General features: G+C 72.1%; 10 protein-coding genes and 1 pseudogene. 6 read left to right on the top strand and 5 right to left on the bottom strand.

Annotated features, from left to right (window positions below):
* Nucleotides 1-235 precede the first annotated feature (235 nt).
* The gene (locus AB0761_RS06140) at nt 236-1,933 is read right to left on the bottom strand and encodes a SpoIIE family protein phosphatase (RefSeq protein ID WP_377267940.1); all 1,698 of its coding nucleotides are present in this window, start codon (nt 1,931-1,933) and stop codon (nt 236-238) included.
* A gap of 470 nt (nt 1,934-2,403) precedes the next feature.
* On the opposite strand from AB0761_RS06140, the gene AB0761_RS06135 reads away from it, so the two are divergent.
* Complete coding sequence (locus AB0761_RS06135) at nt 2,404-3,822, top strand: LLM class flavin-dependent oxidoreductase (protein WP_377267939.1); 1,419 nt, start codon at nt 2,404-2,406, stop codon at nt 3,820-3,822.
* A gap of 92 nt (nt 3,823-3,914) precedes the next feature.
* Here the strand turns inward: AB0761_RS06135 and AB0761_RS06130 are convergent, their stop codons facing one another.
* Both AB0761_RS06130 and galE read right to left on the bottom strand, forming a co-directional pair.
* The gene (locus AB0761_RS06130; protein WP_377267938.1) at nt 3,915-4,847 is read right to left on the bottom strand and encodes a DUF4232 domain-containing protein; all 933 of its coding nucleotides are present in this window, start codon (nt 4,845-4,847) and stop codon (nt 3,915-3,917) included.
* 169 nt (nt 4,848-5,016) lie between these two features.
* Nucleotides 5,017-6,036 (bottom strand): UDP-glucose 4-epimerase GalE, encoded by a 1,020-nt coding sequence (galE, locus tag AB0761_RS06125; protein WP_377267937.1) that lies wholly within the window; start codon nt 6,034-6,036, stop codon nt 5,017-5,019.
* Between the two features lie 269 nt (nt 6,037-6,305).
* Between galE and AB0761_RS06120 the strand changes: the two are divergent.
* A pseudogene (locus AB0761_RS06120) lies at nt 6,306-6,527 on the top strand (amino acid--tRNA ligase-related protein); the annotation flags it as partial.
* A 389-nt stretch (nt 6,528-6,916) separates the two neighbouring features.
* Here the strand turns inward: AB0761_RS06120 and AB0761_RS06115 are convergent.
* Nucleotides 6,917-7,273 (bottom strand): DoxX family protein, encoded by a 357-nt coding sequence (locus AB0761_RS06115; protein WP_377267936.1) that lies wholly within the window; start codon nt 7,271-7,273, stop codon nt 6,917-6,919.
* 418 nt (nt 7,274-7,691) lie between these two features.
* On the opposite strand from AB0761_RS06115, the gene AB0761_RS06110 reads away from it, so the two are divergent.
* The 4 genes from AB0761_RS06110 to AB0761_RS06095 all read left to right on the top strand — a co-directional run bounded on the left by AB0761_RS06110 (nt 7,692) and on the right by AB0761_RS06095 (nt 10,106).
* Complete coding sequence (locus AB0761_RS06110; RefSeq protein ID WP_377267935.1) at nt 7,692-8,042, top strand: VOC family protein; 351 nt, start codon at nt 7,692-7,694, stop codon at nt 8,040-8,042.
* A gap of 575 nt (nt 8,043-8,617) precedes the next feature.
* On the top strand, nt 8,618-9,382 hold the full coding sequence (locus AB0761_RS06105) for a thioesterase II family protein (RefSeq protein ID WP_377267934.1): 765 nt from the start codon (nt 8,618-8,620) through the stop codon (nt 9,380-9,382).
* 116 nt (nt 9,383-9,498) lie between these two features.
* Entirely contained in the window at nt 9,499-9,738 is a 240-nt protein-coding gene (locus AB0761_RS06100; protein ID WP_377267933.1) for a hypothetical protein, read from the top strand.
* Nucleotides 9,739-9,890: 152 nt separating this feature from the next.
* Complete coding sequence (locus tag AB0761_RS06095; protein WP_377267932.1) at nt 9,891-10,106, top strand: hypothetical protein; 216 nt, start codon at nt 9,891-9,893, stop codon at nt 10,104-10,106.
* Here the strand turns inward: AB0761_RS06095 and AB0761_RS06090 are convergent.
* Nucleotides 10,084-13,209 (bottom strand): BTAD domain-containing putative transcriptional regulator, encoded by a 3,126-nt coding sequence (locus AB0761_RS06090; protein ID WP_377267931.1) that lies wholly within the window; start codon nt 13,207-13,209, stop codon nt 10,084-10,086. The genes AB0761_RS06095 and AB0761_RS06090 overlap by 23 nt on opposite strands.
* Nucleotides 13,210-13,262 lie beyond the last annotated feature (53 nt).

Below are 13,262 nucleotides of genomic sequence, written 5' to 3'. Positions count from 1 at the left end.
ACCGCTGACGGTCTGACTGCCCGGCAGGCCTCGGGTCCCGCCCCGGCCGGCCTCCGGTGGTGGCGCTTCAAGTCGGCGTCCAGGAGGGCCGTTCCTGCCGGATCGCGGGATGGGCGCCCACCCGCACCGCGTGCGGCCCGGATGCGGACCGGTTCCGGATGGTGCGCACCGACAGCCCGCTGTGCCGCCGGGTCCAGGCCGAGGCCCGGGGCCGGAATCCGCCCGTCCGTGCCGTTCAGGGCCCGGCGGCCGCGGACGGGACCCGCAGGGCCAGCAGCGCGGTGTCGTCCTCGCCCTCGGCCGGTCTGACCTTCTCCAGCAGTGTGTCGCAGAACTCGCCCAGTGGGGCCTGCGCCAGTGCGGCGGCATGCCGCGCCAGCCGGGCGAACCCCACGGTCAGTGCCTCACCGGCGGACTCGACCAGCCCGTCGGTGTAGAGCAGCAGCGTCGAGCCAGGATGCAGTTCAATCCCGGCGTCGGCGCGGGCGCGCCGGACCCCTGATCCGACCAGCAGGCCCGACCCGGCCTCCAGGAAGTCGGCCCGCCCCTCCGCGTCGACCAGCAGCGGCGGGGGGTGCCCGGCGTTGGTCCACTTCAGCCGCCATGGTCCACCGGGTCGGCCGCTCACCTTGGCCAGCACCAGCGTGGCCAGGAAGTCGTCGGAGAGATGGGGCAGCGCCTCCTCCAACCGGTCCACGATCAGGCTCGGCGGGTCCTGCAGTGCCCAGGCGAAGGCCCGCAGCATATTGCGGGCTTGCGACATCCGCGCGGCCGCCTGAAGATCGTGGCCGATCACATCCCCGATGGCCACCATCGTGGACCCGTCGGGGATCGCGAAGGCGTCGTACCAGTCGCCGCCCACCTGCGACGCGTAAGGAGCGGGCAGATAGCGGACCGCCGCCTGCATCCCCGCCACCACGGGCAGCGCCGGCAGCAGATGGCGCTGCATGGTCTCCGACACCCGCCGCTGCCGCTCGAAGAGCTGGGCGTTGTCCACGGCAAGCCCGGCCCGGCGGGCGATGTCGTCGACCAGGGCCAGGTCGTCGGGTCCGAACGGCGGTCGGCAGCCGCTTCTGGCCACGGTGAGCGCGCCCAGCACCCCTCGGGGGCCGCGCAGCGGGGCGATGATGGCCGAGCTCATGCCGGTGGCGACGAACAGGTCCCGCTGGATCACGGCTATCGAGGTGTCCGGCGGCACCTGGTAGTCCTTGGGGCTGACCAGGATGGGCGGGCCGCCGCGCAGGACGCGGGAGAGCGGCATCATGGAGTCCTCGGAGACGGGCGGCATGAGCCCCTCGAACTGTTCCATGTTCACATAGGCGCCGCCGATGTAGTGGACCACCGCCACCCGGCGCAGTTCCGCAAGGTCCGTCCGCAGGTCGACCACCGCCCAGTCGGCAAGGCGGGGCACCACCAGCCGCACCAGACGGCGCAGCGCCTTGCCGGCGTCCAGGGTGGAGGTGAGGACCATGGTGGTCTCGGCGACCAGCGCCAGCCGCTCGGCGGCCCAGTCCGGTGATTCGAGCGGCACTCCAGGGGTCCGTTCGAAGAAGAGGACCGATCCACCGAGCTGCTGCTCGCCGGTCATGCACGGCACGGTGACCCAGCTGACCGGGAGCACCGTCCCGTCTCCGCGGGCGAACCAGGCCTCGTCGTTGATCGCGGGGTGCCTGCCGAGGGCGGCCTGGAGCAGCCGGCAGGTGGAGCGCGGTGCGCAGCTGCCGTCGGGCATCCGGTGCAGGAGATCGTGGGCGTCATGCCCCTGGAAATCGGCGGCAGGCCTGCGCAGCAGCTCCGCGGCCCGGGAGTTCGCCCAGACGATACGGGCGGTGTCGTCGGTCAGGTAGAGCCCCGTCTCCAGGCTCTCCAGGAGGCCGACGGCTCCCGCCATGACGTCCGACATCCGGACGGTGTGCGGCCCCGGGCTCGGCATGGCGCACCCCTTCCCTTGGACCCTCCTCTCTCCACTTTCCCCGACTGTCCCGGTCTCCGCCGCTCGCCGGTCCGGGCCGACCCGGTCCGGGCCGGGTCGGCCGAGGGCCGGGCAGCGCGACCCGACCCTGCGCAGGGGTCCGCGACTCCGGTCGGCGGTGGGCCATGAGCGTTCCGTGTTCGCGCCCGGACGGGGTACGGCGGGCGGGTCGATGAGCCCTGCCGCGCACGCTGACCCTCGGTACCGCTCAGCGTCGGTGCCCGCCCGCGGCCCCGGGGCGGAGTCCGTACGAGGTGCCGCGCGGAGCAGCCTGTGAGCTGCGGTCACAGCATGAACGCCTGCCTGGTTGGCCGCTGCGGCCCGGCTGACGATGGCGGCATCGGACCCCCTGCCACCTGCCGTAGGCCGTTGTCCCGCCCGCTGTCCGAGGGCATGGCCGCGGCGCTCAGTGCAACGAAGGCTGTGATCGTGTGAGCAGCGTCTCCGACCCGCCCGCGCCCGGGAAGAGCGCGGCGCAGGCGCCTCCGGCGGTTCCACCGCCGGTGCTGGACCGGTGGCGGTACGCCGGGGTGTTCCTGCTGCTGTTCCTGTTCGGCACCGAGACCTTTCTGATCTCCCCGCTGCTGCCCACCATCGCCGACTCGGTCGGGGTGCGCGAGGCCGAGGCCGCGTCCAGTGTGACCGCCTATGTGCTGGTGTACGCCCTCGCCGCGCCCTTTCTGGGCCTGCTGAGCGACCGCCTGGGGCGCCGCCGCACCCTGCTTGCCGGTGCGCTGCTGTTCGTTCTCTCCAACGGGGCGGCCGCCCTGTCCACCGGGCTGACGCTGTTGGTGGTGTCGCGGGCCGTGGCCGGTCTGGCCGCCGCCGCTGCCGGCCCCGCGATCTGGGCGCATATCGCCGAGACGGCGCCGGAGGAGGTGCGCGGCCGGGCGCTCGGGCTGGGCATGGCGCTGTTCTCCTGCGGTCAGGTGGTGGGGGTGCCACTGCGCGGGCTGCTGGCGGGTGCGGCGGGCTGGCGGTCGGCGTTCTGGAGCAGGCTGCGGATCGCCGTCGCCCACCGAGTCGGCACCACCGCCCCCACCGTGGCCGCCCGCCGGCTCGCCACCCTCGACCGGCTCTCCGGCGGACGGGCGGCGGCCCATGTCATCATCGGCTCCAGCGATCTCGACGTCGCCCGCGACGGTGACCTGTTCGGCAAAGAGGACCGGTACCGCCGCGCCGGCGAATACCTCGACCTGTTCACCCGCTACCTGCGGTCCGAGGAGGAGATCGACCACACAGGGGAGTTCTACGCCGTGCGCGGCGCCCGGCCGGGCCTGCGACCGGAACCGGGCGGCGAACTGGTCTCCCTGGGCGGCTCCTCGCCGCAGGGCGTCGACCTCGCCGCGCGCTACGCCGAGGTGTACGCCATCGCCCCGCTGCCGCTGCCGGACACCCGCCGCCGGATCGCCGGGATACGGGCCGCCGCCGCCAGGCACGGGCGGACCCTGCGGATCTGGCGGCATGTCACCGCTGTACCGGACGACACCGACGAGGCCGCCCGCGAACGCGTCCGCCGCCTGCGCGGCGACGCCCTGCGCCTCACCGGCGGCCCGGACGCCGGGCGCTGGGCCGAGGCAGTCCAGCTGGACCGGGACCGCGAACGCGGCCGCGCGGATCCGCACGGCGGCACCGAGCAGGTCGCCGGCTACATCCGCCGTTCGCTCGCCGCAGCCCTCACCGGCTCACCGGCGACCCTCGCCCACCGGATCGGGCTGCTGCGTTCCGCGGGCGTGGACATCGTCCAGCTCGACCTGCCCATGGAGACCGACCACGACCGCGAACTGCGCCGCGCGCTGGTCGCCCGGCTGCGCACCGGAGTTGCCCCGGCTGCCCGCCGCGGCTGGTGACATCAGGCCGGTGCCCTTTGCCCGCCGCGTACCCCAGGGGCGGCCCGGACGGACCGCAAACCCAACGGTTCGACCGGGCCGGGTGCGTGGTCTCAGCTCGACGTCGCCGGTGACGGGGTCGGCGAGGGACGGGATGTCGCGTCCTTCTGCCAGGGGCCGATACCGAGCTTCCCCGTGGTGCCCAGGTCCAGCTCCGGTGTCACCATCACCGCGGCGGCGCCGGGCTTCGCCACCACCCGCACATAGGGCACATTCACGGGATCGCTCTCCGTACCGGTGATGTTGCGCCAGACCAGCCCGGCCTGGGCGCTCTCCCCGGGCCGCAACACCATGGGCCGGGGCGGGCCGTCGGCTCCGGTGCCGGTGGCGATGGAGTCCCCGCCGTGGAGGATCCGCACGCCGTCCACCCGCTGGTGCCGCTCGTCGAGAAGCTGCAGCTGAGGGTAGCCGTCGAGCCGGTAGTCGCGAGTCCCGCAGTTCACCAGATGCAGTCCGACGACCCGCAGTCCCATGGCGGCGTCGCCGTCGTCGGCGTACATCCGCACTCCCGAAGGCGGGCAGGGGCCCCCTTTCGAGGGTGCCTCAGCGGTGGGGACACTTCTGACCGTGAGGATCCGCACCTGCGTCCCGTCATCCGCGCGGGTCGGCATCCCACCCCGGTCGACTGCTTGCCTGACGGTCTGACCAGGCGTCACGGGCGGCAGGGTCTGCTTGGCACTCGCCATCGCCGCGCCGTTGGACATCAACTGGAAGGTGATCGTGTAGGTGGCGGTCTCCCCGGCGTCGTTGGTCACCTCGAACGCCGGGCAGTCGGCCCCACCGACGAGTCTTACCCCGTCCGTCCCCGGACCTGAGGAGTTACCGGGCAGGGCCGAACTGCCGGGGGTGGCCTGGTCGCTGCAGGAGGCGGACCCCTGCGCCGGGCTCGAGCCGAGGCTCTGCGAATCGGCCCTCTGCGTTCCGCACGCCGTGAGCAGCAGGGCACCGGTGAGAGCGGCGGGCAGGGCGAGGGGGATGCGACGCATCCACCAAGTCGATCAGATGGGACCACCTCGGGCTGTGAGGAAGGCCACGCCCGCGGTCACAGGACTGTCACAGACCGCCCGTGCCGCGCTGCCCGGTCTGCCCTGCGCCGTCATGGCGCGGGGCAGACCGGGCAGCGGGCCGGTCGGGCCCGGTCCCCTGAACGCTGCCTCAGGCGTCCGGGAAGCCGTCCGGGTTCTGCGACTGCCAGCGCCAGGTGTCCGTGCACATGTCCTGGATGGTGCGGGAGGCCACCCAGCCCAGTTCGGCCTGGGCCTTCGCCGGGTCCGCGTAGGAGTCCGCGATGTCGCCGGGACGGCGGGGCGCGTCGAGAGTGGGGATCTTCCGGCCACTCGCCTCGGCGAAGGCCGACACCATCTCGAGGACCGAGGTCGGCGTTCCGGTGCCCAGATTCCAGGTCGAGACCGGCTCGTCGGTTGCTCCCAGCCTGTCCAGGGCGGCGACGTGCCCGGCGGCCAGGTCCTCGACGTGCAGGTAGTCACGCCGCGCGGTGCCGTCGGAGGTGGGGTAGTCGGTGCCGTAGACGTGAAGGAGTTCGCGTCGTCCGACAGCGACCTGGGCGAGCAGCGGCATCAGGTTGTTGGGCACGCCGTGCGGGTCCTCGCCGATCGTCCCGGACTGGTGGGAACCGACCGGGTTGAAGTAGCGGAGCAGCGCGATCCGCATCGTCGGGTCAGCCGTGGCGACATCGCGCAGGATCTGCTCCTGCATCACCTTGGTCCAGCCGTAGGGGTTGTTCGCGGAGGTCGGGAAGTCCTCCTGCATCGGCACCTGCGCATGCTCGCCGTACACGGTGGCGGAGGAGGAGAACACCAGCTTCCTGACGCCGTTCGCACGCATCGCGGACAGCAGGGAGAGGGTCGAGCCGAGGTTGTTCGAGTAGTACTCCAGTGGCATCGCCACGGACTCCCCGACCGCCTTCAGACCGGCGAAGTGGACGACCGCGTCGAATGCCTCCTCGGCGAAGAGGCGGGCGGTCTCCTCCTCGTCGGTGAGGTCGATGACGTGATGCTTGACCGGCACTCCGGCCAGCGACTCCAGGCGGCCCAGGACCGAGGGCTTGCTCCTGCTGAAGTTGTCCGCGATCACGACCTCATGGCCCGCCGCGATGAGCTGGAGCGTGGTGTGGGATCCGATGTAACCGCTGCCGCCGGTGACCAAGATTCGCATCCCGGCACCCTACCCGCCGACCTGCGTCGGCACAGAATTGCCGCCGCCGGCCTCGTCGCGGGCGAGGGGCCGGCGGTTCTCCCGGTGGTGATATCCGCCGCACCATCGCGACCAGCAGTTCTTGCGAGGAGGATCTGATAACAGGCCCAAGCTTCGGCCGGCGCGGATGACAATCCTGACGGCTCTTGGGCCTGGCACCGCCGGAGGCGCTTCCCCGGCGGAGGAGCGAAGCGGTTGGCGTCGGGCGTCGGTCCGCGGCCGGACGGTGCGCGCAGCGCGAGCACCGTTACGACGTGCTGCTCAGGCAGGCCGAGGAGAGAGGGACGGGTACGGACTCGCTGCAGGACTACCTGAACTGCTTCCGCTATGGCTGCCCGCCGCACGGCGGCCTGGGGATGGGTCTTGGTCGGGTGCTGATGGTTCTGCTCGGCCTGGACTCGATCCGGGAAGCGACGTTCCTCTTCCGCGGGCCCAATCGGCTCACCCCGTAGTCGAATTCTGCGGGTTGGTCCCTGGGGGCCGTTCGGCCTGTGGAGAAGGCTGCCCGACGGGTGGTCCCAAGACCGGGTGCCTCGGAACCGGCAGGGATGAGGATTCGCCGGGGTCCTCATTCCTGCCGCTGTCGGACGCGCTTGCCCAGTGGGCGTATGCGGTTGGCCGTACCCGTGTGTTCGGGTGCTGGGCGGTGGTGCCGGGTCCGTCCCGCAGGTCGGCTTCTTCAACTGGCGGGCCGGTCAGGGCCGGTGGCTGTCCTGCCGCGTCGGCCGATACATCGCTGACGCCTCTTCACCAAGCGGTTCTCCGGGCGTCGACCACGGCCTGGATCTCGCCGGTCGAGCCGGGAGGCCGGGGCCGCGACGGTACATGTGGACCCCGTGGGTCACCAGGCGCCGTGGTACTTCAGGCCCAGGGTCAGGGCCGCCACCGCGGTGGCAAGGAACACGATGCCACCTATGATGTTGCGGGAGCCCACTCGCAGGTGGGCGATGATCGCGCCGATGAAGTACAGCACCAGGCCGGATGCTGCGAGAGTTCCCAGGAGTGGCACGGCCAGCCCCGCCAGCAGCCCAACGGTGCCCGCTGCCAGCAACGCGCCCAGCACCGGAACCCACTTGCGCGGCAGGCCCTTCATGTCTGCCTGGCTCTTGGGGTATTCATGGCCGATCAGATAGGTGACGGCGGCGGCACCGTTGAAGAACGCACCGACAATGGTGACCGTGAGGTACGCGGCGAACACGATTTCTCCGCTTCTGTGGGGACAGTGGTCGTTTGGGCACCCCCTTGTGGGATGCCGTTCTCCTGATGACAAGCCAGCGACTCGATGTGTGACACGGATTGGCAGTCGGATGGGCCAACGTTCTCGAGCGCTGTCCGGGGCTGGGATGTTGCCCGGGCGCCGGTGATCGTATCGGGTCGCCGACGTGACCTCAGGGGATATATCGCGACTGATGGACCATCAACTTCTCTGGCCTGGACGGGCTTTCCGATTCGGGACCATCGAGACGGCGAACGCTGAGCGACTGGCGAGATCTCTGGGTCCCGGGTTCTGGGTCACCCCGGGGTGGCGTCCCCCGACGGAGGGAAGGGCGGGACACCGGGCAGGCCTGGATCGCGGCCTGCCGTGTCCTGTGACGCTCCGCGTCTACGCTGGTCGTGTGATCAACGGAGCGCACGTCATTCTCTACAGCAGCGACGCGGAGGCGGACCGCGCCTTCTTCCGCGACGTCCTCGACTTCCCGCACATCGACGCCGGCGGCGGCTGGCTCATCTTCAAGCTCCCGCCCGCGGAGATCGCCGTACACCCCGCTGAAGGAGCGGCCTCCCACGAGCTCTTCTTCATGTGCGACGACGTGCGCAGCACGGTCGCCGAACTCACCGACAAGGGTGTGGAGTTCACCCAGCCGATCACCGATGAGCGCTGGGGAGTGGTGACCGGCTTCCGGCTGCCCGGTGGCAGCGAGGTCCGGCTCTACGAGCCCCGCCACCCGAAGGCCTTCGAGCTGTGACCTCGATCAGGCAGTGAAGGGCCGGGCCAGGAGGAGGCGGCGCAGCCGGCTCTCTCCTGGCCTGATCCGTCCAGGTGACTGTGTGAGTGCCGGCCGTGTGGCGCCGCTTACCGCCTGGCAGCCGACGGGCCTCGCCTGCCCGTCGGGAGTGGGCTCCGCACGGCCCCATCGCGCGGCATGGCGGTGCTGCCGAACGGCCCGTGGGCGCAAGCACCGAGGCGCGCCCGCGTCAGCACCGTGCCCGTAGCCGGCCCGCCGGGGTCTCGTGGTGTCGGCGAGGTCCCGCCGGTGAGGCGGGCGGAGCCCGCGCGAGGCGAGAACCGCGACCCGGTCGCGAGCACCGAGAGCGGTGTCGGCGGCTCGGAGGGCGTCCGGATGCCGCAGCGCCCCCGGAGCGCGCTCCGACGGCACCGGGCGGATGCGGTCGGACTGTGCGGCGGCGGCGAGGTCCCTTCTGCCGCCTCTTTCCCCCGGCACCGGTGGACTGCCGGGTCCGTACCGCCGCTCTGCCGAGGAAGTTCCTGGTCGCAGCGGTGCCGGGGACGGAGGATTCATGGCGGAGAAAGGGGTGGAAGGTGGCATCGAATCCGACCAACCTGTGGATCACCGGGCGCTACGCCGTCGGTGATCCAAAGGTGCGCCTGATCTGCGTGCCGCAGGCGGGTGCGGGCGCCGGCGCGTTCTCGGGCTGGCGCAGACATCTGCCCGCGGGGGTGGAGCTCGCACCGGTCGAGCTGCCCGGCCGCGGCACGCGGGAGCGGGAGCCGCTCCCGGAGAATACGGAGGCGCTGGCCGAGGCGCTCTTCCAGGGCCTGCGGGCCGAGCTCGACATGCCGTATGTGCTGTTCGGCCACAGCCTCGGCGGTCTGCTGACCTACGAGGTGGCCCGGCGGATCGAGGCCCAGGGCCTGCGGGCGCCGCTGGCCGTGCTGATCTCCGGGGCTCGGGCACCGCAGGTGCCCTCGCTGCGGACCATGTCGGACGCCTCCGACGACCGGCTGCTCGGCTGGATCGCCGACAACGGCGGTCTGCCGAGGGAGCTGCTCAGCTATCCGACGTTTGTGGCGGAGATCCTCCGCGCGATCCGGACCGACCTGCGCTACGCCGAGGAGTACCTGCTGCCGGAGCCGCCCGCGCTGCACAGCCCGCTGCACATCTTCGGTGGGCTGGACGACGCGATCACGCCGCCGGAGCAGATGCCGCGCTGGCAGCGGGTCGCGACGGGGGAGTTCAGCGTGACCATGCTGCCCGGCGGCCACGCCTTCCCGCACACGGATCCCGCCGCGCTGCTCGGATTCGTCCGGGACGTGCTGGCGGAGCCGACGCTGCGAGCCGCCTGAGCGGCGGGCGCGGGTGCACGACCGAGCAGACGACCGAGCACGGGAACCGACCCCACGGCCGACCACATGACCCATCACGGGGACGAACAGATGACGGAGGAACAGGAGGGGACGAGGTGTTCAGCGTTGAGACGACGACCAGCGGCGGGATGCACGAGGTGGTCCGGATCCAGGAGCTCGGCCACGACGGGGTGGGCGAGGCGGTCGGACTGAGCGAGTCCGTGCTGGCCGAGGTCCGCACCGCGGTCCGCGGCCATCTGGACCTGTTGGGGCACGAGTCCGGCACGGCCCTCACCGAGGTGGTGATGTCCGAGCAGGGGACGCGTGTCGTCGGTTGCCGTACCGGGCCGCTCTGACGGGGGCCATCGAACCCCCGCTGACCTGGGACTCCGTTGCGTTCCCGTCCCCGCCCTCCGGGCCGGGAAGGCAGCGGGACCGGTTCGGGAACCGCCTCGGGGAGTGTAGGCCACGTCGCAAGAAACGGCCTCGAACTCCCCTGGAGCCTCCCATGCAGCGCACGCTGGTCAGCCTCGCCGGTCTCGTTGTCGCCGTCCTCACCGCCGGTCTCGGTGCAGGTGTCGCCACCGACGCCACCGCGAACGGGACCGTCGGCCGGCCCTCCCCGGCTCATGTGCGGCTCGCCGACGGCAAGAGCCCGACGGGCACCCCGGTCGGCACCGCCGCCGCGTCGGCCCCGGCGTCTACCCAGGCAGCCGGTGCGTGATCTGGACGGCAGGGCGGCGCCGGCGGTCCGCCGGTACGCCCAGCAGTGTGAACAGCTCTTCGGCAGCGGTGTGGTGCATCTCGGCGGCGGCGGAGTCGCCGAGCGCACCGGCTGCCGCCGCCATGCCCGACAGGGCGTACGCCTCCTCGACGCGGAAGCTGACGGTGGCGGCGACCTCGTACGCCTGACTGTGCAGGCGCAGCGCCTCCTCATGGCGGCCCAGCCCGCGCAGTAAGTGGCCCAGCACGTTCTCCACCTTGGCCCGCCGCAGCGGCGACAGGCTCTGCTCCACGAGCTCGCGGGCCTGTCCGGCGAAGTCCTCGGTCTGCGCCAGATCCCTTCTGCAGTAGGCCACTTGGGCCGACAGCGCCATCGTCAGCGCCATCTGCCCGGGCTCGCAGCGGTCCGCACACAGACTTCGTGCCTCGGCGAGGGCTTCCTCCGCGCCGTCGAGGTCGCCGAGGCCCAGCCGGGCCAGCGCCAGGTCGGTCTGCGCGATCAGCGCGTTCTCGTGCCGGTCGAGGCCGCGGACCAGGGCGACGGCGCGTTGCGCCGCGTCGGCGGCCTCCTCGTATCGGCCCCACTGCTCGTACAGGGTGCTGAGCGCCGTCAGCGTGTCCGCCTCCGCGCGGGGGCTGTCGAGTTCCCGCTCCAGCGCCACGGCCTGCTGCAGGTGGCCGAGTGCCTCGGCGAACTGCCCCAGCAGGCTCTTGTACAGACCGAGCGTGCCCTGGCTGTGCGCCTCGGTGTGCCGGTCGCCCACTCTGACCGCGAGGTCGAGGCTCTCCGATGCGACCTGGATGCCCTCGTCGTAGTGCCCCAGCTGCCAGCAGGCGACACCCAGGTTGGCCAGGCTGACGCTGAGCAGTCCGGCGTCGCCCAGATGCCGGGCGGCCTGGACGGCGATCCGGGTCAGTGCGGCGAACTCGTCGAGGTTGCCCTGCGCGTTGAGGTAGAAGGCGACGTTCCGGCTCAGGCAGACCGCGTGCCGGTGGTAGCCGTCCGTCACGGCGCGGTGGACCATGCTGGCCAGGGTGATGTGCTCCTTGGCGAACCAGGCCTGCGCGCCCTCGGCGCGGAACAGCGCGGGCTGGCGCAGCCGGGGCAGGTCCAGGCCGGTGGGGCGGCGGCTGCGGCCGGGGTAGAGAACCTCGCAGGCGGTCTCGCTGGCGGCGAGGTAGTACTCCAGCAGTCGTTCGGCGGCCGCGGCGCGCTCCTCGGCGGCCATGTCGTCGCAGAGGCCGTGGGCAAAGCTGCGGACCAGGTCGTGGTAGGCGTAACGGCCCGCCTCCGGCTGTTGCAGCAGGTGGGCGTCGAGCAGGTGCTCCAGCTGGTCCTCGGTGTCCTGGACGTCCTGCGCCAGCAGGGCCGCCGCCGAGTATGCGTCGAACTCCCGGCCCGGGTGCAGTGAGAGGCTGCGGAAGGCGCGGCGGCTGGCCTCGGGCAGGACCTGGTAGGAGAGGCGCAGGGTGGTCGCCACTCCGCGTTCGCCGGAGTTGAGCTCGTCGAGCTTGCGGTTCTCGTCGCGCAGCCGCTCGACCAGGTACTGGAGGCTCCAGGCCCGCCGGTTGCGGAGCCGGGCGGTGGCGATGCGCAGTGCCAGCGGCAGATAGCCGCACAGGTGGGTCAGTTCTCTGGCGGCCTCGGGCTCGGCCTCCACGCGCTGTGCGCCCAGCAGCCGGGCGACCAGCCGCAGGCTCTCGGCCGGCGCGAGGACGTCGATGGAGACCCACTCGGCGCCGTCGAGCTCCACCAGCCGGGCCCGGCTGGTGACCAGGACGAGGCAGCTGGGGGTGGTCGGCAGCAGCCGGCTGACCAGGGCGGCGTCGGCGGAGGCGTTGTCGAGCAGCAGCAGCACCCGGCGTCCGGCCAGGACGGACTGCCACAGCAGGGTCTGGCCCACCAGGTCGTCGGGGATCCGGTCCTGGTTGACGCCGAGGGTGCGCAGCAGCACTTCCAGCGCGGTGCCGATGTTGACCGGGCGTTCGTCGGGGGAGAAGCCGCGCAGGTCGAGGTAGAGCTGGCCGTCCGGGTAGTCGTCGGCGAGCAGGTAGGCGGCGCGCACCGCCAGCGAGGTCTTGCCGGTGCCGCCCATGCCGTCGATGGCGATGACCCGGGTGCGCTGCTCGTCCCTCCGTGCGGCGTCGAGCAGGTACCGCAGTTCCTTGTCGCGTCCGACGAAGTCGGCGAGGTCGTAGGGCAGGGTGCGCGGTGCGGCGGCGACCGTCTCCACCGTCGCGCCGACCGGGACTGCGGCGCGTCCGACCGGGACCGGAGCGGGAACGGCCGCGGCCGGCTCCTCCGGGGCGGGCTGCCGGGGGGAGGGGACCTGTGCCTCGGCCCGGGCCGGGGCGTCCAGTTCGGGGCTTTCGACCAGGATCTTCTCGTACAGCTTGGCCAGCTGCGGGTCGGGGTCGACGCCGAGTTCCCTGGCGAGTTCCTCGCGCAGCCGCCCGTACTCGGTGAGCGCCTCCGCTCGCCGGCCGGAGCGGAACAGGGCCAGCATCAGCAGGCCGCGCAGCGTCTCCTGCAGCGGGTGTCTGCTGGTGTGGTCGCGCAGGTCGCTGACCAGCTCGGCGGATCTGCCGGAGGCGAGCTGCAGCTCGAAGTACTGCTCCACCGCCGCCAGGTGGCGTTCCTCCATGGCCCGCGCCACGGACTCGACCATGCCGCTGCCGCCGATGCCGAAGAGCGCGGGGCCGCGGCGCAGCGCGATCGCGGCGCTGAGCAGGGCGATGGCCCCCTCGTACTGGCCTTGCACGATCATGGCCCTGGCCTCGCGGGTCTTGGCCTCGAACTCGGTGACGTCCAGCGAGGTGCCGGCGGCGATCGCATAGCCGGGGCCGTCGGTGATCAGGACTTCGCTGCCGCCGGGGATGCGGCGGCGCAGATCGGCGACGGCCTTGCGGACCTGGTGGGAGGCGGTGGCGGGGGGATCGTCCGGCCAGGCGGCGTCGACGAGCCGGGGCACGGTGAGCAGTTTGCCGGGCTCCAGGAGCAGGACGGCGAGGATCCGTCGTGGGATCGGTCCGCCGAGATCGAGTCTGCGCCCGTCGGACCAGGCCTCCAGCGGGCCGAGGATGTTGAAGCGGACGGCGGCCACCGACGGAGCTGCCGGTTCCTGCGTAGCTCTGCCGGATATGCCATCTGTGCTCA

The sequence above is a fragment of the Peterkaempfera podocarpi genome, from assembly GCF_042466665.1.
Lineage (GTDB): Bacteria > Actinomycetota > Actinomycetes > Streptomycetales > Streptomycetaceae > Peterkaempfera > Peterkaempfera podocarpi.
This window is presented reverse-complemented; position numbering and strand designations above follow the sequence as displayed.

Bases quoted from the DNA above. Each gene is read 5' to 3' on its own strand.
- AB0761_RS06140 (WP_377267940.1), bottom strand. From the start codon at position 1,933: ATGCCGAGCCCGGGGCCGCACACCGTCCGGATGTCGGACGTCATGGCG.
- AB0761_RS06130 (WP_377267938.1), bottom strand. From the start codon at position 4,847: ATGCGTCGCATCCCCCTCGCCCTGCCCGCCGCTCTCACCGGTGCCCTG.
- galE (WP_377267937.1), bottom strand. From the start codon at position 6,036: ATGCGAATCTTGGTCACCGGCGGCAGCGGTTACATCGGATCCCACACC.
- AB0761_RS06095 (WP_377267932.1), top strand. From the start codon at position 9,891: ATGCAGCGCACGCTGGTCAGCCTCGCCGGTCTCGTTGTCGCCGTCCTC.